Source organism: Lentzea terrae, assembly GCF_003265345.1.
GTDB classification, from domain to species: Bacteria; Actinomycetota; Actinomycetes; order Mycobacteriales; family Pseudonocardiaceae; genus Lentzea; species Lentzea terrae.
This window is the reverse complement of the sequence record NZ_QFWW01000035.1, coordinates 35,554-61,957: the sequence shown is the minus strand read 5'-3', so window position 1 is coordinate 61,957 and position 26,404 is coordinate 35,554. Positions and strand designations below refer to the sequence as shown.

The 26,404-nt window shown below is 68.9% G+C and carries 28 protein-coding genes; 26 read left to right on the top strand and 2 right to left on the bottom strand.

From position 1 onward, the window contains the following. Nucleotides 1-30: 30 nt before the first annotated feature. The 4 genes from menD (at nucleotide 31) to DI276_RS43160 (ending at nucleotide 4,423) form a co-directional block, all read left to right on the top strand. Nucleotides 31-1,602 carry a 2-succinyl-5-enolpyruvyl-6-hydroxy-3-cyclohexene-1-carboxylic-acid synthase gene (menD, locus tag DI276_RS43175; protein ID WP_112274985.1) on the top strand — a complete coding sequence of 524 codons (1,572 nt, stop codon included), beginning with the start codon at nucleotides 31-33 and terminating at the stop codon, nucleotides 1,600-1,602. Between the two features lie 55 nt (nucleotides 1,603-1,657). Continuing rightward, the gene (locus DI276_RS43170; RefSeq protein WP_112274983.1) at nucleotides 1,658-3,175 is read left to right on the top strand and encodes a M1 family metallopeptidase; all 1,518 of its coding nucleotides are present in this window, start codon (nucleotides 1,658-1,660) and stop codon (nucleotides 3,173-3,175) included. A gap of 133 nt (nucleotides 3,176-3,308) precedes the next feature. After that, on the top strand, nucleotides 3,309-3,884 hold the full coding sequence (locus tag DI276_RS43165) for a maleylpyruvate isomerase mycothiol-dependent enzyme family protein (RefSeq protein WP_112275301.1): 576 nt from the start codon (nucleotides 3,309-3,311) through the stop codon (nucleotides 3,882-3,884). Continuing rightward, nucleotides 3,881-4,423: a GrpB family protein gene (locus DI276_RS43160; RefSeq protein WP_112274981.1), complete on the top strand. Its 543-nt coding sequence runs from the start codon at nucleotides 3,881-3,883 to the stop codon at nucleotides 4,421-4,423. The genes DI276_RS43165 and DI276_RS43160 overlap by 4 nt, the downstream gene beginning before the upstream one ends. Here the strand turns inward: DI276_RS43160 and DI276_RS43155 are convergent. Beyond that, nucleotides 4,395-5,627 (bottom strand): isochorismate synthase, encoded by a 1,233-nt coding sequence (locus DI276_RS43155; protein ID WP_112274979.1) that lies wholly within the window; start codon nucleotides 5,625-5,627, stop codon nucleotides 4,395-4,397. The genes DI276_RS43160 and DI276_RS43155 overlap by 29 nt on opposite strands. 78 nt (nucleotides 5,628-5,705) lie before the next feature. Here DI276_RS43155 and DI276_RS43150 point away from each other — a divergent pair, with 78 nt between their 5' ends. The 7 genes from DI276_RS43150 to DI276_RS43120 are packed head-to-tail and all read left to right on the top strand — an operon-like array spanning nucleotide 5,706 to nucleotide 10,440. Next, nucleotides 5,706-6,137 (top strand): DUF3592 domain-containing protein, encoded by a 432-nt coding sequence (locus DI276_RS43150; RefSeq protein ID WP_232837312.1) that lies wholly within the window; start codon nucleotides 5,706-5,708, stop codon nucleotides 6,135-6,137. Between the two features lie 9 nt (nucleotides 6,138-6,146). After that, nucleotides 6,147-7,085 (top strand): 1,2-phenylacetyl-CoA epoxidase subunit PaaA, encoded by a 939-nt coding sequence (paaA, locus tag DI276_RS43145; protein ID WP_112274975.1) that lies wholly within the window; start codon nucleotides 6,147-6,149, stop codon nucleotides 7,083-7,085. Next, on the top strand, nucleotides 7,082-7,366 hold the full coding sequence (gene paaB, locus DI276_RS43140) for a 1,2-phenylacetyl-CoA epoxidase subunit PaaB (RefSeq protein ID WP_112274973.1): 285 nt from the start codon (nucleotides 7,082-7,084) through the stop codon (nucleotides 7,364-7,366). The genes paaA and paaB overlap by 4 nt, the downstream gene beginning before the upstream one ends. Next, on the top strand, nucleotides 7,363-8,247 hold the full coding sequence (paaC, locus tag DI276_RS43135) for a 1,2-phenylacetyl-CoA epoxidase subunit PaaC (RefSeq protein ID WP_112274971.1): 885 nt from the start codon (nucleotides 7,363-7,365) through the stop codon (nucleotides 8,245-8,247). The genes paaB and paaC overlap by 4 nt, the downstream gene beginning before the upstream one ends. Continuing rightward, on the top strand, nucleotides 8,244-8,735 hold the full coding sequence (gene paaD / locus DI276_RS43130) for a 1,2-phenylacetyl-CoA epoxidase subunit PaaD (protein WP_112274969.1): 492 nt from the start codon (nucleotides 8,244-8,246) through the stop codon (nucleotides 8,733-8,735). Before paaC ends, paaD begins: the two co-directional genes overlap by 4 nt. Then, a complete protein-coding gene (paaE, locus tag DI276_RS43125) occupies nucleotides 8,736-9,776 on the top strand; it encodes a 1,2-phenylacetyl-CoA epoxidase subunit PaaE (protein WP_112274967.1) in 1,041 nt (346 codons plus the stop codon). 43 nt (nucleotides 9,777-9,819) lie between these two features. Next, nucleotides 9,820-10,440, top strand: a complete 621-nt coding sequence (locus DI276_RS43120) for a hypothetical protein (protein ID WP_112274965.1) — start codon at nucleotides 9,820-9,822, stop codon at nucleotides 10,438-10,440. On the opposite strand, the gene DI276_RS43115 is transcribed toward DI276_RS43120, so the two are convergent. Beyond that, nucleotides 10,425-11,258 (bottom strand): inositol monophosphatase family protein, encoded by an 834-nt coding sequence (locus tag DI276_RS43115; RefSeq protein WP_112274963.1) that lies wholly within the window; start codon nucleotides 11,256-11,258, stop codon nucleotides 10,425-10,427. The genes DI276_RS43120 and DI276_RS43115 overlap by 16 nt on opposite strands. A 145-nt stretch (nucleotides 11,259-11,403) precedes the next feature. Between DI276_RS43115 and DI276_RS43110 the strand changes: the two genes are divergently transcribed. The 15 genes from DI276_RS43110 (at nucleotide 11,404) to nuoK (ending at nucleotide 26,399) form a co-directional block, all read left to right on the top strand. Further along, the gene (locus tag DI276_RS43110; RefSeq protein ID WP_198681263.1) at nucleotides 11,404-12,477 is read left to right on the top strand and encodes a glycosyltransferase family 4 protein; all 1,074 of its coding nucleotides are present in this window, start codon (nucleotides 11,404-11,406) and stop codon (nucleotides 12,475-12,477) included. Further along, nucleotides 12,474-13,571 carry a glycosyltransferase gene (locus DI276_RS43105; protein ID WP_112274959.1) on the top strand — a complete coding sequence of 366 codons (1,098 nt, stop codon included), beginning with the start codon at nucleotides 12,474-12,476 and terminating at the stop codon, nucleotides 13,569-13,571. Before DI276_RS43110 ends, DI276_RS43105 begins: the two co-directional genes overlap by 4 nt. A gap of 36 nt (nucleotides 13,572-13,607) precedes the next feature. Continuing rightward, the gene (locus DI276_RS43100; RefSeq protein ID WP_112275299.1) at nucleotides 13,608-14,327 is read left to right on the top strand and encodes a demethylmenaquinone methyltransferase; all 720 of its coding nucleotides are present in this window, start codon (nucleotides 13,608-13,610) and stop codon (nucleotides 14,325-14,327) included. Between the two features lie 71 nt (nucleotides 14,328-14,398). Beyond that, on the top strand, nucleotides 14,399-15,664 hold the full coding sequence (locus DI276_RS43095) for a geranylgeranyl reductase family protein (protein ID WP_112274957.1): 1,266 nt from the start codon (nucleotides 14,399-14,401) through the stop codon (nucleotides 15,662-15,664). 266 nt (nucleotides 15,665-15,930) lie between these two features. Further along, a complete protein-coding gene (locus tag DI276_RS43090) occupies nucleotides 15,931-16,296 on the top strand; it encodes an NADH-quinone oxidoreductase subunit A (RefSeq protein ID WP_030478224.1) in 366 nt (121 codons plus the stop codon). A gap of 7 nt (nucleotides 16,297-16,303) precedes the next feature. After that, entirely contained in the window at nucleotides 16,304-16,855 is a 552-nt protein-coding gene (locus DI276_RS43085) for a NuoB/complex I 20 kDa subunit family protein (RefSeq protein WP_086666372.1), read from the top strand. Then, nucleotides 16,852-17,595, top strand: a complete 744-nt coding sequence (locus tag DI276_RS43080; RefSeq protein ID WP_112274955.1) for an NADH-quinone oxidoreductase subunit C — start codon at nucleotides 16,852-16,854, stop codon at nucleotides 17,593-17,595. The genes DI276_RS43085 and DI276_RS43080 overlap by 4 nt, the downstream gene beginning before the upstream one ends. After that, complete coding sequence (locus DI276_RS43075) at nucleotides 17,592-18,965, top strand: NADH-quinone oxidoreductase subunit D (protein ID WP_112274953.1); 1,374 nt, start codon at nucleotides 17,592-17,594, stop codon at nucleotides 18,963-18,965. The genes DI276_RS43080 and DI276_RS43075 overlap by 4 nt, the downstream gene beginning before the upstream one ends. Continuing rightward, nucleotides 18,962-19,681 (top strand): NADH-quinone oxidoreductase subunit NuoE, encoded by a 720-nt coding sequence (nuoE, locus tag DI276_RS43070; protein ID WP_112274950.1) that lies wholly within the window; start codon nucleotides 18,962-18,964, stop codon nucleotides 19,679-19,681. The genes DI276_RS43075 and nuoE overlap by 4 nt, the downstream gene beginning before the upstream one ends. Before the next feature lie 9 nt (nucleotides 19,682-19,690). After that, nucleotides 19,691-20,971 (top strand): NADH-quinone oxidoreductase subunit NuoF, encoded by a 1,281-nt coding sequence (gene nuoF / locus DI276_RS43065; RefSeq protein WP_112274948.1) that lies wholly within the window; start codon nucleotides 19,691-19,693, stop codon nucleotides 20,969-20,971. Then, nucleotides 20,968-23,412 (top strand): NADH-quinone oxidoreductase subunit G, encoded by a 2,445-nt coding sequence (locus DI276_RS43060; RefSeq protein ID WP_112274946.1) that lies wholly within the window; start codon nucleotides 20,968-20,970, stop codon nucleotides 23,410-23,412. Before nuoF ends, DI276_RS43060 begins: the two co-directional genes overlap by 4 nt. 20 nt (nucleotides 23,413-23,432) lie before the next feature. Then, nucleotides 23,433-24,737: an NADH-quinone oxidoreductase subunit NuoH gene (nuoH, locus tag DI276_RS43055; protein ID WP_112275297.1), complete on the top strand. Its 1,305-nt coding sequence runs from the start codon at nucleotides 23,433-23,435 to the stop codon at nucleotides 24,735-24,737. 2 nt (nucleotides 24,738-24,739) lie between these two features. Further along, on the top strand, nucleotides 24,740-25,255 hold the full coding sequence (gene nuoI, locus DI276_RS43050; RefSeq protein WP_112274944.1) for an NADH-quinone oxidoreductase subunit NuoI: 516 nt from the start codon (nucleotides 24,740-24,742) through the stop codon (nucleotides 25,253-25,255). Then, nucleotides 25,252-26,103: an NADH-quinone oxidoreductase subunit J gene (locus tag DI276_RS43045; RefSeq protein ID WP_408610630.1), complete on the top strand. Its 852-nt coding sequence runs from the start codon at nucleotides 25,252-25,254 to the stop codon at nucleotides 26,101-26,103. Before nuoI ends, DI276_RS43045 begins: the two co-directional genes overlap by 4 nt. After that, nucleotides 26,100-26,399 carry an NADH-quinone oxidoreductase subunit NuoK gene (gene nuoK / locus DI276_RS43040; protein WP_030473209.1) on the top strand — a complete coding sequence of 100 codons (300 nt, stop codon included), beginning with the start codon at nucleotides 26,100-26,102 and terminating at the stop codon, nucleotides 26,397-26,399. Before DI276_RS43045 ends, nuoK begins: the two co-directional genes overlap by 4 nt. Nucleotides 26,400-26,404: the final 5 nt, after the last annotated feature.

The window sequence follows — 26,404 nt, the reverse complement described above, 5'->3', positions numbered from 1 at the left end:
CCTCTCAGGTGTCCCGGTGACAATTGCAGGATGAACCCGTCCACGACGCAGGCGAGGGTGATCGTCGACGAACTGGTGCGCAACGGCGTCCGCCACGTCGTTCTGTGCCCCGGTTCGCGCAACGCCCCGCTGTCGTTCGCGCTGCACCAGGCCGAGCAAAAAGGCCTGCTCACGGTGCACGTGCGGATCGACGAGCGCAGCGGCGGATTCCTCGCGCTGGGCCTCGCGAAGACGGGCGAGCCCGCCGTCGTGACGTGCACCAGCGGCACGGCGGTCGCAAACCTGCACCCGGCCGTCGTCGAGGCGCAGCTGACGAATGTGCCGTTGATCGCGCTGACCGCCGACCGCCCGGTCGACCTCTACCGCACCGGCTCCAGCCAGACGATCAACCAGCACGACCTGCTCGGCATCCCGACGCTGCACATGCCGGAGGCCGCCGACGAGCCCACCACGCGGTCGCTGATCTGCCGTGCCATCGCGACGGACGGTCCGACGCACGTCAACGTGCCGTTCCGCCCGCCGCTCACGCCGGACGACACCGACTGGCCGTCGTCCGACCGCGGACCGTGGACTCTCACCGACCGGACGTTCAGCGTCGAGACCCGGCCGTCCGACCTGCCCGCCCGCACGCTGGTGCTGCTCGGCGACGACCGGCCGGAGCGGCTCCGCAAGGCCGCGCTGCTCGGCTGGCCGGTGATCGCCGAGCCGACTGCTCCCGGTGGGCTGCGGCACGGCTCGTTGCTGCTCAACGCGGGCCTGCCCGCGTACCTCCAGCCGGACGCCGTGCTCGTCGTGGGACGCGTGACGTTGTCGCGAGGACAGCAGGCGTTGCTGCGCGATGCGCGGTTCGTGCACGCCGTCGGCGACCAGGCGCAGTGGCCGGACACGCAGTTCACCGCGTCCCGAGCGTCGACCTGGCTGCCAGAACCAGCCGAGCACGACGGGGAGTGGCTGCAGGCCTGGCAGAGCGCGGTGAAGAACGTCGGTGTGGCCGTCGACGACCTGCTCGACACGGTCGCCTGGCCGACCGGTCTGCACGTCGCACGCGACCTCACTCAGGCGATGCCGTCGGGGGCCATGCTGTTCGTCGGCTCGTCCAACCCGATCCGCGACGTGGACTACGTGGGCGAGCGCCGCCCGGACGTCACCGTGCACGCGAACCGGGGTGCCGCGGGCATCGACGGCAGCGTGTCCACGGCCATCGGTCTCGCCCTGAACCATCAGGGTTCCGCATACGCGCTGATGGGCGACCTGACTTTCCTGCACGACAGCAATGGTTTGCTGGCCGATCGACAGCCGGATCTCACGATCGTCGTCCTCAACGACGACGGCGGCGGGATCTTTTCGTTGCTGGAACAAGGTGCACCGGAGCACGACCAAAGTTTCGAAAGGATATTCGGCACCCCGCACGGCACAGATATGGCCGCTTTGTGCGCGGGCTACCGAATTCCGCACTCCAAAGTGGACGACCAGGACCAGCTCCGTAGCGCACTTGCGCGTCCGCACGGCCTCCGAGTGGTGGAGGTGCAGGCAAAACGAGGAGAACTGCGCACGCTGCACCAACGTCTCAAGGCGACTGTGTCAAACATTTTGAGCAGGTAGGAAAACCTACGTAAGTCGGTGGCTCATATCGCACCGTGTGGATAGCGTCCCGCGCATGTCGATCAGATCGAAGGCGACGACCGCGGTGGCGTCCGCGGCCGCGATGACGCTCTTCGCGGGGACGGCCCTGGCGGCGTCTCCCGGAGCACCCGGCGCCGGTGACTCGTACTTCCCGAAGTACGGCAACGGCGGATACGACGTCTCCCACTACGACATCCGGCTCAACTACAACCCGACCGGCGACCAGCTGTCGGGCACCACGACGATCCTCGCCAAGGCCACCCAGGACCTCACGCAGTTCAACCTGGACTTCCTGCTCAAGGTGAAGTCGGTCCGGGTCAACAACGCGCCGGCGTCCTTCGTGTCCGACGGCGGCGAACTGGTCCTCACGCCCAAGGGCGGCGTGCGCAAGGGCCAGGACCTGACCATCGTCGTCAGCTACGCAGACACGCCGTCCGCGGTGAAGGACAGCAACGGCATCACGCCGTGGACGAAGACTCCCGACGGCGCCCTCGCCATCGGTGAGCCGGAGATCGCCTCCTGGTGGTACCCGTCCAACGACCACCCGACCGACAAGGCCACCTTCGACGTCAACGTCGCCGTCCCGAACGGCGTCGAGGCGATCTCGAACGGCGTCTTCCTCGGCCAGACCCGGCAGATCAACGGCTGGACCCGCTGGCACTGGCGCAGCACCAAGCCGCAGGCGACGTACCTGACGTTCCTGACGATCGGCCAGTTCGAGATCCGCCAGTCGACCACGCCCTCCGGCCAGCCGTCCGTCAACGCGTACTCCGAGCGCCTCGGCGAGAACGCCGACGCCGCGAAGGCCAGCATCGAGCGCACGGCCGAGATCACCGAGTTCCTCGAGCAGAACGTCGGCCCGTACCCGTTCGAGGCGCAGGGCGGCGTCGCCACCCCGAACCTCGGCTACGCGCTGGAGAACCAGACCCGCTCGGTCTACGACACGGCCTTCTTCCGCCGCGGCGCCAACACCTACGTCGTCGCGCACGAGGTCGGCCACCAGTGGTTCGGCGACTCGGTGTCGGTGCACGGCTGGCGCGACATCTGGCTGAACGAGGGCTTCGCCTCCTACATGGAGTTCCTCTGGTCCGAGCACATCGGTGAGGGCACGGCCCAGGAGAACGCCGACTACACCTACGACCTCTACCCGGCGGACAGCCCGTTCTGGCAGATCCTGCCCGGCGACCCCGGTCCTGCCAACGTCTTCGACGGCGCTGTCTACGACCGCGGCGCGCTGGCGGTGCACGCCCTGCGCGTGGCCGTGGGTGACGAGAAGTTCTTCGAGATCCTGAAGACGTGGACCGCGGAGAAGAAGTTCTCGAACGCCACGGTCGAGGAGTTCATCGCGGTGGCGGAGAGGGTGTCGGGACAGCAGCTCGACCAGCTGTTCCAGACGTGGCTCTTCACGAAGGGCAAGCCCGCCGAGGCTCCCGGTCGTGCCGGGGAGGTGGCGGCGTCGCTGGCCGCGGGCCCGGCTGTCACCAAGGCGGCTGAGCCCAAGTCGCGCGCCAAGATCCAGCTGACGCACGAGCTGCTGGACGCGCACAAGTAGAGCCGGACTGTCAGACCGGCTGAGTACGTTGTGACGCAGGGGTTCCCAGCTCAGGGGGACCCCTGCGTCAGCGTTTTCACCGGCCGTGTCCAACCGCGTCCGCCCGGCCGATCTCGCCCACTATTCTGCGGCGGTGACGGTGACCGCTGACGACCTCGACGCGGCGGTCTCCTGCCTGGCCGACACCCTCGGCCCCGCGGCCGGCCAGGACTGGCTGAGCCAGCCCGGCACCGGAGAGTGGAACTGCTGGCACACCGCCGAACACATCGGCGACTGCCTCCTGTCCTACGCGGCACAACTCGTCGCCCGGCCCGACGCCCGCTACGTGCGCTTCATGGCTGTGGCGGACAAGGACGCGAGCCCGGCTGAAGTGCTGGAGTTCGCGGTGACCGGTGGCAGGATCCTCGCCTCGGTCGTGCGGACGACGCCGCCGTCCGCGCGCGCCTATCACCCCACCGGCATGGCCGACCCGGCCCACTTCGCAGGCATGGGCTGCGTCGAAGCGCTGGTGCACGGCGAGGACATCGCCCGCGGCCTCGGCCTGAGGCTCGACCCGCCACGCGACGTTTGTGCTCGCGTGCTCGCGAGGATGTTCTCCCACGACGATCTCGACGGGGATCCCTGGGCCGGCCTGCTCTGGGCCACCAACCGCATCAGTCTGCCCGGCCGGGAACCGCAGACCGGCTGGCGCTGGCAGAGTTCGCCATGAGTGACGAAGCACCGGCCTGGGCCTACGAGCGAGCGGAAGTCCGGCCGCACGACCCGAGCTGGACGGTCCGCGCAGAGTCGGAGCGCGACCACCTCGAGCAACTCCTCGCCCCTTGGCTGGTCGACGGCATCGAGCACGTCGGCTCAACAGCAATCCCCGGCCTCGCCGCGAAACCGATCGTGGACCTCCAAGCCTCGGTGTCGGACCTGGACAACGTCGAGACGGCCGAACGCCTGACCGCCAACGGCTGGGTCTACGTGCCGCCGGAACTGGATCAACGCCCCTGGCGCCGCTTCTTCGTCAAGCCGGACCCGTCCGGACAACACCGCGAAGCCCACCTGCACCTCATCCAAGCGGGCCACCAGCGGTGGACCGACCAGATCCGCTTTCGCGACGCGCTCCGCGACGACCCCGATCTCGCCCAGGCCTACGCAGACCTGAAACACCGCCTGGCGAACGAAAACGGCCACGACCGCGAGGCCTACACAAAAGGCAAAGCCGCCTTCGTCGCTAAAGCCCTTCGAGGGCCTCACGCATAGGCCGCATCTTGGCGTGCGCCTCCTGCACCTCGATGTCCGGGTCCGAGTCGGCAACCAGCCCGCACCCGGCGAACAACCGAGCGGTGGACCCGGAAATCTGCGCACACCGCAGCGCGATCCCGAGCTCCCCGTCCCCGTTCCCGTCGATCCACCCGACGGGCCCGGCGTACCGGCCGCGGTCCATCCCCTCGAGCTGCGAGATCAACGTCGTGGCGTCCAGCCGAGGCGTCCCACCCACCGCAGCCGTCGGATGCACCGCCGAGCCGAGGTGCAGCAACGACACCGACGACCCCAGCGTGCCGATCACGTCGCTGGACAGGTGCGACACGTTCGGCAGCCGCAGAACCGAGGGCCCTTCCACCGACATCGTCGTGCAGAAGGGCCGCAGCGTCTCCGCCAAGGACGTGATCGCGTAGTCGTGCTCCTCGAGGTTCTTCTCCGACGACATCAGCGCCGCGGCCAGTTCCTCGTCGGAGATCCCGTCGTGCGGCCACGTCGTCCCCGCCAGCACTCGCGAGTCCACGACCGACCCGGTCCGGCGCAGCAGCAGTTCGGGCGTGGCGCCCACGAGCCCGTCCACCGCGTACGCCCAGCACTCCGGATACCGCCGCGCCAGCCCCTGCAGCACGAACCGCTGGTCCAGCCGTCGATCGGTCGAGGCCACCAGGTCGTGGGCCAGCACGACCTTGTCCAGCTCACCGCCACGCATCCGGGCAACGGCGGAACGCACCGCCTCGCGGTACTGCGTGACCGGCAGCTGCCCGTTCGAGTACCGAACAGTGGAGGGTCGAGCCAGCGGCAGAACGTCAGGAGTGGTGTCCGCGGCACCGATCGTGGTGATCCACTGCTCGCCGTTGCGGCGGCCCACGACGACCTCGGGGACGATCAGCACCGAGTCGCCCGGCGAGTCCGCGAAGGCCATCGAGACGAACGCCACCGGACCACTGCCCGGTACGCCCAGCGTGTCGTCGACGTCCAACTGAGACACGAACTCCTGCCACCACTTGTCCGCCTGCGCGAACCGGTCCGGGCCGCTGACCTCGAAACGAGCTGCCTCGCCCCAGCCGACCAGACCGGACCCGTCGCGCACCCAGGCGAGCGCGTGCTCCGGGTCTGGCAGCAGTCCGAGCAGGTCACCGGCGGTGTCCCGCCTCGACCGGACGCGGATCCGCTGCCGTGCTCGCGATGTGGGTGCTGAGGTCACGCTCCGACTGTATGGACCTCAACCTGAAAGTGCGGCACCCGCCCGGCTCTAGACTTCTCAGTTGTGGTGGAGGACGCAGTGACCAAGCCGGCCATCGGTGTGCGGGTCCGCCGGGCGGTGGTCCGCACTTTGTTCGTGGTCGGCGGGGTGGTCACGCTCGTTTGCGTGCTGTTGCCGCTCGCCTGCTGGCGCGACGACATGGCCATCGAGCGGCACCTGGGGCAGGCGGTCGCGCAGGTCGACTCCGTGGCCTTCAACAGGACGGTTGTGCGCTACGCCACACCGGACGGCCGCGTGATCATCCCGTCGCAGGGCGTGCTGTACCCGGCGGGTCTCAACGTCGGCGACAACGTGAAGGTCGAGTACGACCAGTCGAACCCGGAACTGACGCGCGTGGCCGGCCGGACCGCCGTCCTGAGCCTGCTGCCCGTCGGCAGCTTTCTCCTCGCCGTCTGGGCCGTCATCGCCGCCGTTGTGACAGTTCTACGCAGATTCGGCACTCAGGTGTAACATCGGGGTATGGCGGATGACCTGGAGCTGCGCTTCGAGCGCACGGTGCAGGCCGACTCGCGCATCGAGCCGCGCGACTGGATGCCCGACGGCTACCGCAAGACCCTGATCAGGCAGATCGCCCAGCACGCGCACTCCGAGATCATCGGGATGCAGCCGGAGGGCAACTGGATCTCGCGCGCGCCCTCGCTGCGGCGCAAGGCGATCCTGCTGGCGAAGGTGCAGGACGAGGCCGGGCACGGCCTGTACCTGTACTCGGCGACCGAGACGCTCGGCGCCGACCGCGAGGACCTGACGACCAAGCTCATCGAGGGCCGCCAGAAGTACTCCTCGATCTTCAACTACCCGACGCTGACGTTCGCCGACGTCGGTGTGATCGGCTGGCTCGTCGACGGCGCCGCGATCTGCAACCAGGTGCCGTTGTGCCGCACGTCCTACGGGCCGTACGCGCGCGCCATGATCCGCATCTGCAAGGAAGAGTCGTTCCACCAGCGTCAGGGCTACGAGCTGCTCATGACGATGATGCGCGGCACCCAGCAGCAGAAGGACATGGTGCAGGACTCGGTGAACCGGTGGTGGTGGCCGGCGCTGATGATGTTCGGCCCGCCGGACTCCGAGTCGACGAACACCGAGCAGTCGATGGCGTGGCGGATCAAGCGCGACACCAACGACGAGCTGCGGCAGAAGTTCGTGAACATGAGCGTGCCGCAGGCCGAGGCGCTCGGCGTCACGTTCCCCGACCCCGAGCTCAAGTGGAACGAAGAGCGCGGGCAGTACGACTTCGGTGCGCCGGACTGGGACGAGTTCTGGCAGGTCGTGAAGGGTGGCGGCGTCTGCAACGAGCAGCGCATCGCCCACCGCCGCAAGGCCCACGAGGACGGCTCCTGGGTCCGCGAGGCCGCGGCCGCACACGCTCAGAAGCACGCACAGAAGGAAGGTGCCGCGTGAGCACGTCTTGGCCGCTGTGGGAAGTGTTCGTGCGGGGCAAGCGCGGCCTGAACCACGTGCACGTCGGTTCGCTGCACGCCCCGGACGCGGAGATGGCGCTGCGCAACGCCCGTGACGTCTACACACGCCGCAACGAGGGCGTGTCGATCTGGGTGGTGCCCGCCGCCTCGATCACGGCTTCCTCGCCGGACGAGAAGGACCCGTTCTTCGCGCCGTCCGGCGACAAGGTCTACCGGCACCCGACGTTCTACTCGATTCCCGAGGACGTGCCGCACCTATGAGCTTCGACAATGCCTACGAGTCGCTGCTCGGACACGAGGACGCGCACTGGGCGTTCGGCACCGGCTTCTCCGAGGCCCTGTCCGGCGTGAACCGCGAGTTCCCGGCCGGGGTCGACCGCGACGATCTCGCGGCGTACTGCCTGATGCTCGGCGACGACGCGTTGATCTTCTCGCAGCGCCTCTCGGAGTGGTGCTCGCGCGCTCCCGAGCTGGAAGAGGACATCGCCCTCGCCAACATCGCGCTCGACCTGCTGGGCCAGGCCCGCATGCTGCTGACGCGCGCCGGCGAGGTGCTCGGCAAGTCGGAAGACGAACTGGCGTACCTGCGCGACGAGCGCGAGTTCCGCAACGTGCACCTGGCCGAGATCGACTGCGGCCCCGGCCCCGGCGGTGACTTCGGCACGACGATCGCGCGCCTGCTGGTGTTCTCGACGTGGCGCCTCGCCCTGTTCTCGCGCCTGCGCGGCTCGGCCGACCCGGTGCTGGCCGCCGTGGCCGAGAAGGGCCTGAAGGAGATCGCGTACCACCGCGACCACGCCGCGCAGTGGACCGTCCGGCTCGGCGACGGCACCGACGAGTCGCATCGCCGCATGCAGGCCGGGCTGGAGCGGGTGTGGCCGTTCGTGGACGAGCTGTTCGCCACGCACGCCGTGGAAGCCCGGCTGGCCGGCGTCGCGGTCGACCCGGCCTCTGTGAGGTCCGAAGTGGACGGTGTGCTCGACGCGGTGCTGAGCGCCGCGGGCCTGCAGCGCCCCGCCGACACGAAGGCCGCGCGCGTCGCGGGCATGGCGGGCCGCGACGGCGTGCACACCGAGGCCATGGGCTTCCTGCTCGCCGAGCTGCAGCACCTGCACCGGTCACTGCCGGGAGCGGTCTGGTGACGACGGCACTGGAGGTCGCGTCGGCCGTGCGGGACCCGGAGCTCCCGGTCCTCACGCTGGCCGACCTCGGCGTGCTGCGCGAGGTGTCCGAAGAGGACGGTCGTGTCGTCGTCACGATCACCCCGACCTACTCCGGTTGCCCCGCGATCGACGAGATGGGCGCCGACCTGCGCCGTTCGTTGCTCTCCGCGGGCTTCGAGGAGGTCGAGGTGCGCCTGTCGCTCTCGCCTGCCTGGACCACGGACTGGATCAGCTCCGAAGGCCGCACGAAGCTGGCTGCGGCGGGCATCGCACCACCGTCCCGCGTGGGTCCTGCCGCTGTGGGACCCGTTCCGCTGAACCTCGTGCCGCCGTCCCGTCAGGTCGCCTGCCCGCAGTGCGGCTCGCTGAACACCTCGGAGATTTCCCGGTTCGGCTCGACCGCGTGCAAGGCCCTGCGCCGCTGCAACGCCTGCTCCGAGCCCTTCGAGCACGTCAAGGAGATCTAGTTGTCGCGCCGCGCTGCCTTCCACAAGCTGACGGTCGCCCGCGTCGACCGCCTCTGCGACGACGCCGTGGCCGTCACCTTCGACGTGCCTTCTGACCTGTCCGAGGACTTCGCCTTCGCTGCGGGCCAGTACCTGACCCTGCGCCAGGGCGACGAACGCCGCTCGTACTCGATCTGCGCCCCGGCCGGTGCCGCACCGCGCATCGGCGTCCGCCGCGTCGACGGCGGCCAGTTCTCCACCTGGCTGGTCGACCGCGTGGCCCCCGGTGACGTGCTCGAAGTCCTGCCGCCGCTGGGCAAGTTCACGCCGACCGGCACCGGCACGCACCACGGCCTGGTGGTCGCGGGCTCCGGCATCACCCCGGCCCTGTCGATCGCCGCGACCGTGCTGGCCACCGGTGCCCGCGTGACGCTGCTGTACGGCAACCGCCGCACCGACACGGTGATGTTCGCCGACGAGCTGGCCGACCTGAAGGACCGCTACCCGGCCACCTTCCAGCTGATCCACGTCCTGTCCCGCGAACCGCGCGACGTCGAGCTCTTCTCCGGTCGCCTGAACGCAGAGAAGCTGACGGCGCTGTTGTCCACCGTCGTCCCGTTCGACGGCATCGACGAGTGGTGGCTCTGCGGCCCGTACGAGATGGTCCAGGACGCCACCGAAGTGCTGCGCGCACGCGGCGTCCCGGCGGACCGCGTCCACCACGAGCTCTTCTACGTGGACGAGCCTCCGCCACCCCCGCGCCGCACCGAGGCCGTGGTGGACTCGGCCGCGACCGTGACGGTGGTGCTGGACGGCAAGTCGACCACGCTGCCGTTGCCCGCCGACGAGCCGATCCTGGACGCCGCCCAGCGAGTTCGCGCCGACCTGCCGTTCGCGTGCAAGGGCGGGGTGTGCGGCACGTGCCGTGCGCTCGTCACCGAAGGCTCGGTGGAGATGCGGCGCAACTACGCGCTCGACGAGTCCGAGGTGGCGGCCGGGTTCGTGCTGACCTGCCAGGCGCTGCCGACCAGCGAGTGCGTGACGGTCGACTTCGACGCCTGAGTTTCCCGACGAACACGCGGTGAACGTGGCACGATCACGGGCCATGGGGGTTGTCGTCCGCTCAGCGCTCTGGGGTGCCGCAACAGGCACCCTGCTCATGGGCGTCCTCACCACCGCCGTCGACCTGGCCTCCACCAGTGACCGCCCGCATTCGGCCTTCGTGACGATCACGGCGATCCTCATCTTCGCCGTGGCGTTCGGCGGCATCCCGGGCGCCGTGATCGGCACAGGCGTCGGTTTCGTCCGCCGCGCGATCCAACAGCCGCGCCAGCCCAGACACCCGGTCCACCCGCCGATCCCGCAGCAGCCCTACGACATGTGGTCCGAACTGGTGGAGCGCTGCGCCGAGTCCACGCGCAGGGTTGCGAATGCCGTCCAGACCGTCCCGAAGTCGGCGGCGAAGGACTGGCTGCAGCGGATCAGCGAGCAGCTCACGAAAGAGCTCGACGACGTCAGGGGAATCGCGCAGCTGGGCAGGGCCCTCGGCGCGGTCGACCGGCAGCACCCGGTGTACCAGCGGCTGCTCCAGGCCGCGCGCGACTTCCAGCAGTTCGAGAACGAGGTCGGCAGGGTCGCGCTGCAGATGTTCGACCACCCGGAGCTGGACGAGGCGCGCACCCACCTCGAGGTGCTCGAGAAGCAGCTGCCTCAGCTGTCCACCTGAAGCGCCGACTGCCACCAGCCCAGCACCTCGTCGGCCGCCTCCGGGGCCGCCACCAGAAGGCCGTCGCCGGGCAGTTGGGCGCCTTCGCCGCGCCTGTCCAACACCACGGCTCCGGACTCCACGGCCAGAGACACCGCACCGGCCACGTCCCACTCGTGATAGCCGTGCAGCACGGCGGCAGCGACGTGACCGAGCGCCACCTGCGCGACGGCAAGACACTTCGAGCCCAGCACGCGCACGCCCGTGCCGGCGATGGCCGCGGTCGAGATGAATTCCCCCATACCGGGCCACGGACCCGTCCGGGTCATCTCCGTGCACACGACCAGGGAGTCGCCCTGACGCTCGGTCAACCGCACCGGCGTGCCGTTCGCGCGCATGCCACGGCCTCGCGCAGCGGCGTAGATCTGGGAGCGGTAGGGGTCGGCCACGACACCCACCACCGGGCCCCAGCGGTCCACCAAAGCCAAGCTGTAGGCGCACCACGGCATGCCCGCGGTGTAGTTCGCGGTGCCGTCCACCGGATCGACCACCCAGCGGAACTCGGAGTCGCCGGGCACGTCCACATCGGAGTTCTCGCAGAACACCGGGATCGAGGGGAACTCGGCCGTGAGCACTCGGCGGGTGTGGCGTTCGAGGGTGCGGTCGGTGTCGGTCACCCAGTCGAACGGTGACTCGTCCGAGTCCGGACGCACGCCGCGCCCGGCGGTGGCCATGATGACGTCCGAGGCGTCGTTCGCCAGGCGACCGGCCACTTCCAGCGCTATTGACACCAGTCCGGGGTCGACTGGGTGCGCCGGACGGGACGACAAGACGGTCATGCTGGCCTAGTTTCACCGCGTCGGGTGACCGGCAACCGACAGCGAGATGACGAATCGACGATCACCTGGCCACGACGTGAGGTGTTCTGACCGCGTCAAATTTCGTGTCACGCGGACTTCACACGCGCACTACAAGGTGTCTTCTGTGCGCGTAGCGATCGTGACCGAGAGCTTCTTGCCCCAGGTGAACGGGGTCACCAACTCCGTTCTCCGCGTGCTGGAACACCTGCGGCGCAACGGCCACCAGGCGATGGTGGTCGCGCCGGGTGCCGGCGCCGAGGAACACCACGGCACGCCCGTCGTCAGAGTGTCCGCTGTCGACGTGCCGATGGTGACCAGCCTGCCGATCGGGGTGCCGACCCCGAAGGTGCTGCACGCGCTGGCTGACTTCCAGCCCGACGTCGTGCACCTCGCGTCGCCGTTCGTGCTGGGTGCGTACGGGCTGAGAGCCGCGCGCAAGATCGACGTGCCGACCGTCGCCGTCTACCAGACCGACGTCGCCGGGTTCGCCGGCAGCTACGGCCTCGGGCTGACCAAGCGGGCGGCGTGGCGGTGGACGAAGCGGCTGCACACGCTGGCCGACCGCACCCTCGCGCCGTCCAGCTCGGCGGTTGAGGCGCTGGAGCAGCACGGGGTGCCGCGCGTGCACCGGTGGGGGCGTGGCGTCGACATCGACCTCTTCCACCCGCGGCCGAAGCACAACGACCAGCTCACCGTGGGCTACGTCGGCCGCCTCGCGCCGGAGAAGCAGGTGCACCGGCTGCGTGAGCTCCACGACCTGCCGGGCGTGCAGCTGCGGATCGTCGGCGACGGACCGGACCGCGAGCAGCTCGAACACGATCTGCCCAACGCCGAGTTCCTCGGGTTCCGCACTGGTGAGGCGCTCGCCGAGGCCTACGCGTCGCTCGACGTCTTCATCCACACCGGCCCGCACGAGACGTTCTGCCAGGCCGTCCAGGAGGCGCTCGCGACCGGCCTGCCGGTGCTCGCGCCGAACGCCGGCGGCCCGCGTGACCTGGTTGCGCACGGCCGGACCGGGTACCTGTTCGAGGACGACCTCGCGCAGTACGTGGACCTGCTGCGCGACCCGCTGCGGCGCAAGCGGTTCGGGCTCGCTGCCCGCAAGTCGGTGCTCACCCGCACCTGGCCGGCGATCTGCGACGAGCTGATGGGTCATTACGCCGCGGTGATCGGACTAGCTCACCAGGCGGCGGCTTGAGGATCGTTCAGCTGGCCAACTTCTACGGACCGAAGTCGGGCGGGCTCCGCACGGCGTTGCACCACCTCGGCACCGGCTACGTGCAGTCGGGCCACGAGGTGGTGCTCGTCGTACCCGGCGACCGCCGTGCCGACGAGGTCCTGCCGGGCGGCGTGCGGCGGATCACCCTGCCCGCCGTGAAGGTCCCGTACACCGGCGGCTACCGCGTCGTGGACCCGTGGCGCGTCAAGGCGCTGATGGAGCACCTCAAGCCAGATCGGCTGGAGGTCTCGGACCGGCTGACGTTGCGCGGCATGGGCAGCTGGGCCGGTGAGCGCGGCATCCCGAACGTCGTGATCTCCCACGAACGCCTCGACCGCCTGCTGCAGTTCGTGCTGCCCGCCGGTCCGGCTGAGCGCGGCGCCGACTGGGCGAACCGCCGCATGGCTGCTTCCTACGACACGGTGGTGTGCACGACGCGTTTCGCGCGCGAGGAGTTCGACCGCATCGGCGCCCGCAACGTCACGCAGGTGCCGCTCGGCGTCGACCTCACCACGTTCACACCCCGGCGCCACTCCGTGGATCTTCGCCGGGAGTTGTTGCAGGGCAAGGAGAGTCTGCTCATCCATTGTGGACGGCTCTCACCCGAGAAGCACGTCGAACGGTCCGTCGACACGCTGGCCGAACTGCACGAGCAGGGCCACTCCGCCCGGCTGGTGATCGCCGGCGACGGCCCGCGCCGCACATCCCTGGAGAAGCGCGCGAACGGCCTGCCGGTGACGTTCCTGGGCTTCGTGAAGTCCCGTCTGGACGTCGCCTCGTTGCTCGCGTCGGCCGACCTCTCCCTCGCCCCCGGCCCGCACGAGACGTTCGGCCTGGCCGCCCTGGAGGCCCTCGCCAGCGGCACCCCGGTAGTGGTCAGCCAGAGCAGCGCGCTGAAGGAGATCGTCCAACCGGCGTGCGGCGCGGCCGTCGACGACCACGCCAAAGCCTTCGCCACCGCTGCTCAGCGACTGCTTTCAAGTGGCTCACGGGAGGCCGCGCGCGCAAGGGCCGAGGAGTACCCGTGGCAGGCGGCGGTGGACGGCATGCTGACCGCACTGCGGGTGCCCTGAAGACGATCTCAGTGGCGCTGACCTAGGCTCATGACCATGTCGCGAGCCGGCTTGGACAAGAACCCCCGCGAGGTCGCCGAGATGTTCGACGGCGTGGCCAAGGGCTACGACCGCACGAACTCGGTCATGACGCTGGGCTTCGACCGCCGCTGGCGGGAGTGGAGCAGGCGCGTCCTCGACGCCCGCCCCGGCGAGAAGATCCTGGACCTCGCCGCCGGCACCGCCGTGTCCACGGTCCAGTACGCCGAGTCCGGCGCCTGGTGCGTGGCCGCCGACTTCTCCGTCGGCATGCTGGCAGGCGGCGCCCACCGCCGCGTCCCGAAGGTGGCCGCAGACGCCCTGCGCCTGCCGTTCAAGGACAACTCCTTCGACGCCGTCACGGTGTCCTTCGGCATCCGCAACTTCAACGACACGGCCCTCGCCCTGCAGGAGATGGCCCGCGTCACGAAGCCCGGCGGCCGCATGGTGATCTGCGAGGTCTCCACCCCGGTGTGGAAGCCGTTCCGCTTCGTCTACATGCGCTACCTGCTCAAACTCCTGCCGCTGATCGCGAAGTTCGTCTCGTCGAACCCCGTCGCCTACTCCTACCTGGCCGAGTCCATGGCCACGTGGCCCGACCAGCGCGCCCTCGCCGAGCTGATCTCCAAGGCCGGCTGGGAGGACGTGGCCTGGTTCAACCTGACCGGCGGCATGGTGGCCCTGCACCGCGCGACCAAGCCGAAGCCGAAGCCGAAGGCTGCCGAGCCGACGCCCTGACCCTCAGCGAACGCCGGTTAGAGTCGCGAACAGAGCTGTGAGCTGTGACCGGTACACGTTAGGGAGTCTGGATGAGCAGGCGCGGGATCAACGAGGACGCCGACGTCATCGTGGTGGGGGCGGGACCGGCGGGCTCGACCGCGGCGACCTACCTGGCCAGGGCGGGCCTCGACGTGTTGCTGCTGGAGAAGAGCTCCTTCCCCAGGGAGAAGGTCTGCGGCGACGGCCTCACCCCGCGCGGCGTCAAGCAGCTGATCGACCTCGGCATCGACACCCGCGAGGACAACGGCTGGCTCCACAACAAGGGGCTGCGGGTCGTCGGCGGCGGCGTCACGATGGAGCTCGACTGGCCGGAGCTGGCCACGTTCCCCAACTACGGCGTGGTCCGGCCGCGGATGGACTTCGACGAGATGCTCGCGAACACGGCCAAGGCGGCCGGCGCGCGCATGCACGAGAACACCACGGTCACCAAGGCCATCATCGAGAACGGCCGGGTCGTCGGCGTCGAGGCCAAGCAGGGACCGGAGAAGAACCCGGTCACGTACCGTGCGCCGATCACGGTGGCGTGCGACGGCGTGTCCGCGAGGCTCGCTCTGAGTGCAGGCCTCCAGAAGGACGACAACAAGCCGATGGGCGTCGCGGTCCGCCGGTACTACGCGAGCCCGCGCACCAAGGACGACTACCTCGAGTCGCACCTCGAACTGTGGGCCCCGGACGGCCAGCTGCTGCCCGGCTACGGCTGGATCTTCGGCATGGGCGACGGCTCAGTCAACGTCGGCCTCGGCATCCTCAGCACGTCAAAGGCGTACGGCACCACGGACTACCGGCAGCTCCTGCGCAGCTGGCTCGACGGCACGCCGGAGGAGTGGGGCTTCCGCGAGGAGAACGCGACGAGCCGCATCGGCGGCGCCGCGCTCCCGATGGGTCTCAACCGCAAGCCGCACTACAAGAACGGTCTCGTCCTGGTGGGCGACGCCGGCGGCATGGTCAACCCGTTCAACGGCGAGGGCATCGGCTACGCCATGGAGTCGGCCAAGATCGCGTCCGAAAGCGTCGTCCAGGCCCTCGCCCGGACCGGCGTCAACCGTGAACACGCGCTGCACGGCTACCCGGTCCGGATCGAACAGGCGCTCGGGAGTTACTACCGGCTCGGCAACGTCTTCTCGAAGCTCATCGGGAACCCGGCGGTCATGCGGACCGCAACGAAGTACGGAATGCCGCGAAAGCGCCTGATGAAACTCGTGCTCAAGCTGCTTGCGGGCCTCTACGACCCCAAGGACGGCGACGCAATGGACCGCCTCATCGTGGCCGCCACGAAGCTCGCGCCGACGGCGTAAATTACTCCGAATAGGTGACGGCACCGGCTCAATACGAGCCGGTGCCGTTTCGCATGTGTCAGCCAAGTTAAACCCCCAGGTCAGACCCTGTGACCTAGGTCATTTACAGGCGTTCTACACTGGCGAGCGACCTTGTGAATCACTTCACAACAGTCTGAAGTAGCTTGTGAACTGTTTCACAAGCGTTTGTTAGGGCCGCCTAACAAACGCGTCGCAGAAGTACACCCATAGGGTGCGCCTCGACCGCGAGGAAAGGACGACGGAGCGTGCTTGACCCTTACCTCCCCCTCGTATTGATGTTCGCGCTCGCCGGGGCGTTCGCACTGTTCTCGGTGACCGCAGCGCCCTACATCGGACCCCGCCGCTACAACAAGGCGAAGCTCGACGCGTACGAGTGCGGCATCGAGCCGAGCCCGCAGCCGGTCGTGGGTGGCGGGCGCATGCCGGTCGCCTACTACCTGACGGCGATGCTCTTCATCTTGTTCGACATCGAAATGGTCTTCCTCTACCCGTTCGCCGTAGCGGCCGACAAGCTCGGCCTGTTCGGGCTGGTGGAGATCGTCCTGTTCGTCGCCACGGTCGGCTTCGCGTACGTCTACGTGTGGCGTCGCGGCGGCCTCGACTGGAACTGAGGAAGTCATGGGTCTCGAGGAGAAGCTCCCGAACGGCATCCTGCTGGTCAGCGTCGAGAAGCTGGTCAACTGGACCCGCAAGTCCTCGCTGTGGCCTGCCACCTTCGGCCTGGCCTGCTGCGCCATCGAGATGATGACGACGGGTGGTCCGCGCTACGACCTCGCCCGCTTCGGCATGGAGGTCTTCCGCGCCTCACCGCGCCAGGCCGACCTGATGATCGTCGCGGGCCGCGTCACCAACAAGATGGCGCCGGTGCTGCGGCAGATCTACGACCAGATGCCCGAGCCGCGCTGGGTGCTGGCCATGGGCGTGTGCGCGTCGACCGGTGGCATGTTCAACAACTACGCGGTGGTGCAGGGCGTCGACCACGTCGTGCCCGTCGACATGTACCTGCCGGGCTGCCCGCCGCGGCCGGAGATGCTGATGGACGCGATCCTCAAGATCCACGCCAAGATCATGGACGAGCCGCTCAACGCCGTGCGCGCCAAGGCACTCGCCGACTCGGGCTACCGCACCGATCTCATCCCGTCGTCCGAGCGTTTTGCGAGGAAGAAGTGACCGAGCCAGGGGGAGAGCACTCCAGCGCCGACCGCGCTGTCGAGGGCCTCGAGAAGACCAACGGGGCAGAGGCGAAAGCGCCGATCTTCGCGGGCAAGGAGCGCAAGGGCCTCTTCGGCGTCTCCGGTTCCGGTGACACGTCGGGCTTCGGCGGCCTGCGCCTGCCCGCCCACGTGGCCGCGCCCGCCGAGCGTCCGTACGGCGGCTGGTTCGACGAGGTCGCCGACGAGCTGTTCGCCGCGATCAGCGACAAGGGCCTGCCCGCCGACACGGTGCAGCAGGTGACGGTCGACCGCGGCGAGATCACCTTCTACCTCAAGCCGGAGACGTTGCTGGAGGTCGCGCGCATCTGCCGCGACACCCCGTCCCTGCGCTTCGAGCTCTGCAGCTCGGTCTCCGGTGTCGACTACGGCGCCGACGTGCCGCAGCGCCTGCACTCGGTCACCCACCTCACGTCGATGACCTACCGCCGCCGCATCCGGCTCGAGGTCGCGGTCGACGTGGAGAACCCGCACGTGCCGAGCCTCGTCGAGGTCTACCCGACGGCGGACTGGCAGGAGCGCGAGAACTGGGACATGTTCGGGATCATCTACGACGGTCACCCCGGACTGACCCGCATCCTCATGCCGGACGACTGGGACGGCCACCCGCAGCGCAAGGACTACCCGCTGGGCGGCATTCCGGTCGAGTACAAGGGCGCGGAGATTCCTCCGCCGGACCAGAGGCGGTCGTACTCATGACCGAGCGACTTTCCGACGTCACCACCGGAACCGACACCAGCGAGGTCGGCCGGCACAGCGCTCCCGAAGAGATCGCCGAGTCGCGCAAGACCACCGAGGGCACCGTCTACACGGTGACCGGCGGCGACTGGGACGAGGTGCTCGCGGACGCCGTCCACGACGAGCGCATCGTCATGAACCTCGGCCCGCAGCACCCGTCGACGCACGGCGTGCTCCGCCTGGTCCTGGAGCTCGAGGGCGAGACCGTCACGCACGCCCGCAGCGTCATCGGCTACCTGCACACGGGTATCGAGAAGAACCTCGAGTACCGGAACTGGGTTCAGGGCGTCACGTTCATCACGCGCACCGACTACCTGGCGCCGCTGCACCACGAGGCCGCGTACTGCATGGCCGTCGAGAAGCTGCTCGGCGTCACGGTGCCGGACAAGGCGCAGGCCATCCGCGTGCTGCTGATGGAGATCAACCGGATCAGCTCGCACCTCGTCGCGCTCGCGACCGGCGGCATGGAGCTCGGTGCCCTGACCGGCATGACCTCCGGCTTCCGCGAGCGCGAGGAAGCCCTGCACCTGCTGGAGCACCTCACCGGTCTGCGCATGAACCACGCGTTCATCCGCCCCGGCGGCCTCGCGCAGGACCTGCCGGACGACGCGGTCGAGAAGATCACCGCGTTCGTCAAGATCATGGAAAAGCGGCTGCCGGACTACGACAAGCTGCTCACCGGCCAGCCGATCTGGCGCAACCGCCTCGCGGGCGTGGGCTACCTGCCCGTCGACGCGTGCCTCGCGCTCGGCATCACCGGCCCGATCCTGCGTTCCGCCGGCCTCGGCTGGGACCTGCGCAAGATCGAGCCGTACTGCGGCTACGAGAACTACAACTTCGACGTGCCGACCTCGAACGCGGCGGACTGCTTCGCGCGGTACCTGCTGCGGCTCGAGGAGATGCACCAGTCGCTGAAGATCATCAAGCAGGTCGTGAAGAGCCTGCCGACCGGTCCGGTGATGGTCGAGGACGCCAAGATCGCGTGGCCCGCGCAGCTCACGATCGGCAGCGACGGCATGGGCAACTCGCTCGAGCACGTCCGCAAGATCATGGGTCAGTCCATGGAGTCCCTGATCCACCACTTCAAGCTGGTGACCGAGGGCTTCAAGGTGCCGTCCGGCCAGGTGTACGTGCCGGTCGAGTCGCCGCGCGGCGAGCTCGGCTACCACGTCGTCTCCGACGGCGGCACCCGCCCGATGCGCGTGCACCTGCGCGAACCCAGCTTCGTGAACCTCCAGTCGATGCCCGCGATGTGCGAAGGCGGCATGGTCGCCGACGTCATCGCGTCCGTCGCCTCGATCGACCCGGTGATGGGTGGTTGCGACCGATGACGCATGCCAAGGAAGAGACCACGTTCGACCAGTCCACTGTGGACCGCGCGCAGGCGATCATCGCCCGCTACCCGCAGTCCCGCAGTGCGCTGCTGCCGATGCTGCACCTGGTGCAGTCGGTCGAGGGCTACGTGAGCCAGGACGGCATCCGGTTCTGCGCCGGACAGCTCGACCTGGCCGAGGCCGAGGTCAGCGCGGTCGCGACGTTCTACACGATGTACAAGCGCCGTCCGTGCGGTGAGCACCTGGTCAGCGTGTGCACGAACACGCTGTGCGCGGCGCTCGGCGGCGACGACATCTACGCCACCCTCAAGAGCCACCTCGGTGTCGGCCACGAGGAGACCGCGGGCGAGCCGGGCACGCCGGGCTCGATCACGCTGGAGCACGCCGAGTGCCTCGCCGCGTGCGACCTCGGTCCGGTGCTGCAGGTGAACTACGAGTTCTACGACAACCAGACGCCGGACAAGGCGCTGGGCCTCGTGAAGGCGTTGCAGTCAGGGGAAAAGCCCGCCCCGACGCGCGGCGCCCCGCTCACCGATTTCAAGCAGGCGGAGCTCCAGCTCGCCGGGTTCTTCGAGGGCAGGGACTCCGACCTCGACGGACCGTCGGCGGCACCGGAAACGCTGCGGGGCGCCCAGATCGCGAAGGACCGCGGCTGGGACGCACCGAAGATGCCGGCCAACGCCGAGTTCCCCGCCCTGCCGGAAAAGAAGTAGGGGGCACCAATGGCAAACCCGCTGACTCCCGTTCTCACCACGCGCTGGACCGAGCCCAAGTCCTGGACCATCGAGACCTACGAGCGCACCGGCGGCTACACCGCCCTGCCCAAGGCGCTCAAGGCCCACCCGGACCAGCTCATCCAGCAGTGCAAGGACTCCGGGCTGCGCGGCCGCGGCGGCGCGGGCTTCCCCACCGGCATGAAGTGGGGCTTCATCCCGCAGGGCGACGGCAAGCCGCACTACCTCGTCATCAACGCCGACGAGGGCGAGCCGGGCACCTGCAAGGACATCCCGCTGATGATGGCGGACCCGCACTCGCTGATCGAGGGCGTGATCATCACGTCGTACGCGATCCGCGCGAACTTCGCGGCGATCTACGTCCGCGGCGAGGTCCTGCACTGCATCCGCCGCCTCAACGCCGCCGTGCGCGAGGCGTACGCCAAGGGCTACCTGGGCAAGGACATCCTCGGCAGCGGCTTCGACCTCGACGTGGTGATCCACGCCGGCGCCGGCGCGTACATCTGCGGTGAGGAAACGGCACTGCTCGACTCGCTGGAGGGCCGTCGTGGCCAGCCGCGGCTCAAGCCTCCGTTCCCCGCGACCTCGGGTCTCTACGCGTCGCCCACCGTGGTGAACAACGTCGAGACGATCGCGTCGGTTCCCTTCATCGTCAACGGCGGCTCGGACTGGTTCCGCGAGATGGGCCGCGACCGCTCGCCCGGTCCGAAGATCTACTCGCTGTCGGGACACGTCACGAACCCCGGCCAGTACGAGGCGCCGATGGGCACCACGCTCCGGCAGCTGCTCGACATGGCCGGTGGCATGAAGGACGGCATCCCGCTGAAGTTCTGGACGCCGGGTGGCTCGTCCACGCCGCTGTTCACCGCGGAGCACCTCGACGTGCCGCTGGACTTCGAGGGTGCCGCCGAGGCCGGCTCGATGCTCGGCACGACGGCGCTGCAGATCTTCAACGAGACCGTGTCCGTGCCGTGGGCCGTCATGAAGTGGACGGAGTTCTACAAGCACGAGTCGTGCGGCAAGTGCACGCCGTGCCGCGAGGGCACCTACTGGCTCGTGCAGATCCTGCAGCGGATGGTGGCGGGCAACGGCACGGCGAGCGACATCGACACGTTGCTCGACGTCTGCGACAACATCCTCGGCCGCTCGTTCTGCGCGCTCGGTGACGGTGCCGTCAGCCCGATCACCAGTGGCATCAAGTACTTCAAGGACGAGTTCCTCGCCCTGTGCGACACGAACTCCAAGGTTCTGGCTGGAGCGAACGCATGACCATCGCCCCTGACAAGCCCACCGCTGAGGTCGCTGTCCCAGAAGGACACGTCAAGCTGATCATCGACGGCGTCGAGGTCATCGCGCCCAAGGGTGAGCTGCTGATCCGCACGGCCGAGCGCCTCGGCACGGTCATCCCGCGCTTCTGCGACCACCCGCTGCTGGAGCCCGCGGGCGCCTGCCGCCAGTGCCTCGTCGAGGTCGAGATGGGCGGCCGGCCGATGCCGAAGCCGCAGGCCTCCTGCACGATGACGGTCGCGGACGGCATGGTCGTGAAGACCCAGCTGACCTCACCGGTCGCGGACAAGGCCCAGCAGGGTGTGATGGAGCTGTTGCTCATCAACCACCCGCTGGACTGCCCGATCTGCGACAAGGGCGGCGAGTGCCCGCTGCAGAACCAGGCCATCGCGCACGGTCGCAGCGACTCCCGCTTCCACGAGCACAAGCGGACGTTCCCGAAGCCGATCAACATCTCCACGCAGGTGTTGCTCGACCGCGAGCGCTGCGTGCTCTGCCAGCGCTGCACGAGGTTCTCCGCGCAGATCGCCGGTGACCCGTTCATCGAGCTGCTGGAGCGCGGTGCGCAGCAGCAGATCGGTACGGCGCAGGAGAAGCCGTTCCAGTCGTACTTCTCCGGCAACACCATCCAGATCTGCCCGGTCGGCGCGCTCACGTCGGCCGCCTACCGCTTCCGCGCCCGGCCGTTCGACCTCGTGTCGACGCCGAGCGTCTGCGAGCACTGCTCCTCCGGTTGTGCCGAGCGCACCGACTGGCGGCGCGGCAAGGTGCAGCGCAAGCTCGCCGGCGACGACCCGCAGGTCAACGAGGAGTGGATCTGCGACAAGGGCCGGTTCGCCTTCCGCTACGCCACGACGGCCGACCGCATCAAGCGGCCGCTGGTGCGCGACGAGGAGACCGGTGAGCTGCGCGAGTCCTCCTGGACCGAGGCGCTGCAGGTCGCGGCGGCCGGTCTGGCGGCGGCCCGTGACGCGAACGGCGTCGGTGTGCTGACCGGCGGCCGCCTGACCGTCGAGGACGCCTACGCGTACTCGAAGTTCGCCCGGATCGCGTTGCGCACCAACGACATCGACTTCCGCGCCCGGCCGCACAGCGCCGAGGAGCTGGAGTTCCTGTCCGGCACCACGGTGTTCACGGACCCGGACAACGGCGTCACCTTCCAGGGCATCGAGAAGGCGCCGGCCGCGTTGCTGGTCGCGTTCGAGCCAGAGGAAGAGGCGCCGATCGTCTTCCTGCGGCTGCGCAAGGCCGCGCGCAAGGGCACCAAGGTCTTCCACCTCGGCCAGTTCACCACCCCGGCCGTGGAGAAGACGCTCGGCACGTTGCTCGCCTGCGTCCCCGGTGCCGAGGCGAACGCGCTGAACGCGTTGCCGGAGCACGCTTCCGACGTCGTCGACCTGCTGGGCAAGCCCGGCGCGGTGATCCTGGTCGGCGAGCGCGCCGCCGAGATCCCCGGCGCGTTCACCGCGGTCGCGAAGCTGGCCGAGCGGACGGGTGCCAAGGTCGCGTGGATCCCGCGCCGTGCCGGTGAGCGCGGTGCGCTCGCGGTCGGTGCCGTGCCGAACCTGCTGCCCGGTGGTCGCCATGTCGCGAACGCCTCCGCGCGCACCGAGGTCGAGCGGACCTGGGGCGTCGAGGAGGGCACGATCCCGGCGACGCCCGGCCGTGACACCACCGGAATTCTCGAGGCCGCCGCGAACGGCGAGCTGTCCGGCCTGGTGGTCGGCGGCGTCGACCCGTTCGACCTGCCCGACCCCGCGCTCGCGGAGAAGGCGTTGGCGCAGGCCGGTTTCATCGTGAGCCTGGAGCTGCGGCCGAGTGCGGTCACCGCGCACGCGCACGTCGTGCTCCCGATCGCTCCGGCGGTCGAGAAAGCCGGCAGCTACCTCAACTGGGAGGGTCGCCGCCGCGAGTTCGGCACGACCCTCGAAGGCACCGGCGCGCTGCCGGACTGCCGCGTGCTCGACACCCTCGCGGTGGAGATGGACGCGGACCTGTTCACGCAGACGCCCGCCGCCTCGGCCGCCGACCTGGCCCGCCTGGGCGAGGGCGCATCGAGCGGTTCCTCGCTCAACGTCGCCGCGCCGCTGCAGAGCCCGGCCGGTGCGGGCAAGGCGGTTCTCGCCACCTGGCACCGCCTGATCGGCAACGGCTCGCTGCAGGTCGACGAGCCGCACCTGGCCGGCACGGCTCGCCCGGTCGTCGCCAAGGTCTCCGAGACCACGGCGCAGCAGTTCGGCCTGGAGTCCGGCGGGTACGTGACGGTCGCGACCGAGCGCGGCGCGATCACGCTGCCGGTAGAGACCGACGACCTGCCCGAGGGCGTCATCTGGCTGCCCACCAACTCGGGTGACGTGACCGTCCGCGCCACGCTCGGCGCGGGCCACGGCTCGATCGTCTCCGTCAGCGGAGGGAAGTCATGACGAAGTACCTCGCAGCGGACATCGGCGACACCGCCAAGCTGCTCGCGGACGACCCGATCTGGCTGATCCTGATCAAGGTCGTCGGGATCTTCGCGTTCCTCGTGGTCATGACCCTGTTCATGATCAACTGGGAGCGCAAGGTCGTCGCGCGGATGCAGCACCGGCCGGGCCCCAACCGCGTGGGCCCCAACGGCTGGCTGCAGTCGCTCGCGGACGGTCTGAAGCTCGCGTTCAAGGAGGACATCCGGCCGGTCCTCGCGGACAAGTGGGTGTTCTTCCTCGCGCCGGTGATCTCCTGCATCCCCGCGTTCCTCGCGTTCTCGGTGATCCCGCTCGCGGGCGAGGTCAACCTGTTCGGCCAGCAGACCGCGCTGCAGCTCGTCGACCTCCCGGTCGGCGTGCTGGTGGTGCTGGCCTGCTCGTCGCTCGGCGTCTACGGCATCGTGTTGTCCGGCTGGGCCTCCGGCTCGCCGTACCCGCTGCTCGGTGCCCTGCGCTCGGCCGCGCAGGTGATCTCCTACGAGATCGCGATGGGCCTGTCGATCGTCGCGGTGATCATGTTCACCGGCTCGCTGTCGACCGGCGACATCGTGAACGCCCAGGCTTCGACGGTGCTCGGCGTGCTGCCCGGCTGGTTCGGCATCCTGCTGTTCCCCAGCTTCGTGATCTACGTGGTGTCGATGGTCGGCGAGACCAACCGCGCGCCGTTCGACCTCCCCGAGGCCGAGTCGGAGCTGGTCGGTGGCTTCCACACCGAGTACAGCTCGCTGAAGTTCGCGCTGTTCTTCCTCGCCGAGTACGTCAACATGGTCACCGTCTCGGCGCTCGCGACCACGCTCTTCCTCGGCGGCTACAAGGCGCCGTGGAGCGGTGAGTTCATGAACACCGGCTGGTGGGGCCTGCTCTGGTTCATCGGCAAGACGCTGTTCTTCCTGTTCCTCTTCATCTGGCTGCGCGGCACGCTGCCCCGCCTGCGCTACGACCAGTTCATGAAGCTGGGTTGGAAGGTGCTGGTCCCGACCAGCCTCGTCTGGATCATGGCCGTCGCGGTCATCCGCACCGGTGCCATCCAGCAGCTCTCCACGGCGCAGCGGCTCATCGCGCTCGGCGTGGTCGTCGGCCTCGTGCTGCTGGTCTCGTTCCTGCTGCCGGACAAGAAGGTCCAGGACACCAAGGGCGTGCCGCTCGCGGGTTCCGGCTTCCCGGTGCCGCCGCTCGACCTCGTCGTTCCGAAGGCCGCGCCCAAGCGCAAGGTCAAGGTGGCGAACATTCCCAAGGACGACCAGGTTCTGGCCGCCGCTCCCACCGCGAAGGAGGCTGAGTAGGGATGTTCGAGTCCCTCAAAGGCTTCGGCGTCACCTTCGGCACCATGTTCAAGAAGGTGGTGACGGAGGAGTACCCCGAGGTCAAGAAGGTGACCGCGCCGCGGTTCCACGGCCGGCACCAGCTGAACCGGCACCCGGACGGGCTGGAGAAGTGCGTCGGCTGCGAGCTGTGCGCGTGGGCCTGCCCCGCGGACGCGATCTTCGTCGAAGGTGGCGACAACACCGAGGACGAGCGCTACTCGCCCGGTGAGCGCTACGGCATGGACTACCAGATCAACTACCTGCGCTGCATCGGCTGCGGCCTGTGCATCGAGGCGTGCCCGACCCGTTCGCTCACGATGACGAACGAGTACGAGCTCGCCGACGACAACCGGCAGGACCTGATCTTCACCAAGGAAGACCTGCTCGCCCCGCTGCTGCCCGGCATGGAGCAGCCGCCGCACCCGATGCGGCTGGGCGAGAACGAGCAGGACTACTACGTGAACGGCCCGCAGCTCGCGAAGGAGGCCCAGCAGTGAGCCTCCTCGTCAGTCTTCTGGCTCAGCAGCCGGAGCCCGTGCAGCGCGCGGTCGACACCGTGACCACCGGCGAGGTGATCGCGTTCTGGGTGCTCGGTCCGCTCGCGCTGGCCGGTGCGCTCGGCATGCTCTTCGCGCGCAACGCGGTCCACTCCGCGCTGTGGCTCGTGCTGACGATGCTCAGCCTCGGTGTGCTGTACATGGTCCAGCAGGCGCCGTTCCTCGGCTTCGTGCAGATCATCGTCTACACCGGCGCGATCATGATGCTGTTCCTGTTCGTGCTCATGATGGTCGGCCGCGACAGTTCGGACTCCGTGGTCGAAGTCATTCGCGGACAACGACTCGCGGCCGCGTTGCTCGGCATCGGGTTCGCCGTCCTGATGGTCGGCTCCGTCGCCCGCGCGCTCACCTCGGTGGAGCCGAAGGGCCTCGCGGAGGCGAACGCCACGAACGGCGGCAACGTCGGCAACATCGGCGTGAAGCTCTTCACCGACTACCTGTTCCCGTTCGAGCTCACCTCGGCGCTGCTGATCGTCGCCGCGCTCGGCGCGATGATCCTGGCCTTCGTCGGCAGGGACGGGAAGCCGTCCAAGAAGACGCAGAAGGAACTCGTCGAGGAGCGCTTCCAGGAGGGCAAGCGGGTCGGGTCCATCCCCGGTCCCGGCGTCTTCGCCACCGCGAACTCGGTGGCCACCCCCGCGCTGCTGCCCGACGGCAGCGTGTCGGAGGAGTCGCTGTTCGAGGTCATCGAGGCGACCGACAAGTCCGCGTTGTCGGAGGACGTCGCCGACGTCGCGGGCACCGGCCACCAGCCGGACCCGCACGCGCTCAAGGGAAGTGAGTCGTGACTCCCACGTACTACCTGCTGCTGTCAGCGCTGCTGTTCAGCATCGGCGCCGTCGGTGTTCTCGTGCGCCGCAACGCCATCGTGGTCTTCATGTGCGTCGAGCTCATGCTCAACGCGGTCAACCTGAGCCTCGTGACGTTCGCACGGATCAACGGCTCGCTCGACGGTCAGGTGATGGCGTTCTTCGTGATGGTCGTCGCCGCGGCGGAGGTCGTCGTCGGCCTCGCGATCATCATGTCCATCTTCCGGACGCGTCGCTCGGCCTCGGTCGACGACTCGAACCTGCTGAAGTACTGAGGGGT

Coding starts and splice junctions, on each gene's coding strand:
- DI276_RS43095 (WP_112274957.1), top strand. CDS start 14,399: ATGAGCAGGCGCGGGATCAACGAGGACGCCGACGTCATCGTGGTGGGG.
- nuoI (WP_112274944.1), top strand. CDS start 24,740: ATGTTCGAGTCCCTCAAAGGCTTCGGCGTCACCTTCGGCACCATGTTC.
- DI276_RS43120 (WP_112274965.1), top strand. CDS start 9,820: ATGGGGGTTGTCGTCCGCTCAGCGCTCTGGGGTGCCGCAACAGGCACC.
- nuoE (WP_112274950.1), top strand. CDS start 18,962: ATGACGCATGCCAAGGAAGAGACCACGTTCGACCAGTCCACTGTGGAC.
- DI276_RS43160 (WP_112274981.1), top strand. CDS start 3,881: ATGAGTGACGAAGCACCGGCCTGGGCCTACGAGCGAGCGGAAGTCCGG.
- paaC (WP_112274971.1), top strand. CDS start 7,363: ATGAGCTTCGACAATGCCTACGAGTCGCTGCTCGGACACGAGGACGCG.
- DI276_RS43075 (WP_112274953.1), top strand. CDS start 17,592: ATGACCGAGCGACTTTCCGACGTCACCACCGGAACCGACACCAGCGAG.
- DI276_RS43100 (WP_112275299.1), top strand. CDS start 13,608: ATGTCGCGAGCCGGCTTGGACAAGAACCCCCGCGAGGTCGCCGAGATG.
- DI276_RS43085 (WP_086666372.1), top strand. CDS start 16,304: ATGGGTCTCGAGGAGAAGCTCCCGAACGGCATCCTGCTGGTCAGCGTC.
- paaA (WP_112274975.1), top strand. CDS start 6,147: ATGGCGGATGACCTGGAGCTGCGCTTCGAGCGCACGGTGCAGGCCGAC.
- nuoF (WP_112274948.1), top strand. CDS start 19,691: ATGGCAAACCCGCTGACTCCCGTTCTCACCACGCGCTGGACCGAGCCC.
- menD (WP_112274985.1), top strand. CDS start 31: ATGAACCCGTCCACGACGCAGGCGAGGGTGATCGTCGACGAACTGGTG.
- DI276_RS43115 (WP_112274963.1), bottom strand. CDS start 11,258: ATGACCGTCTTGTCGTCCCGTCCGGCGCACCCAGTCGACCCCGGACTG.
- DI276_RS43170 (WP_112274983.1), top strand. CDS start 1,658: ATGTCGATCAGATCGAAGGCGACGACCGCGGTGGCGTCCGCGGCCGCG.
- DI276_RS43060 (WP_112274946.1), top strand. CDS start 20,968: ATGACCATCGCCCCTGACAAGCCCACCGCTGAGGTCGCTGTCCCAGAA.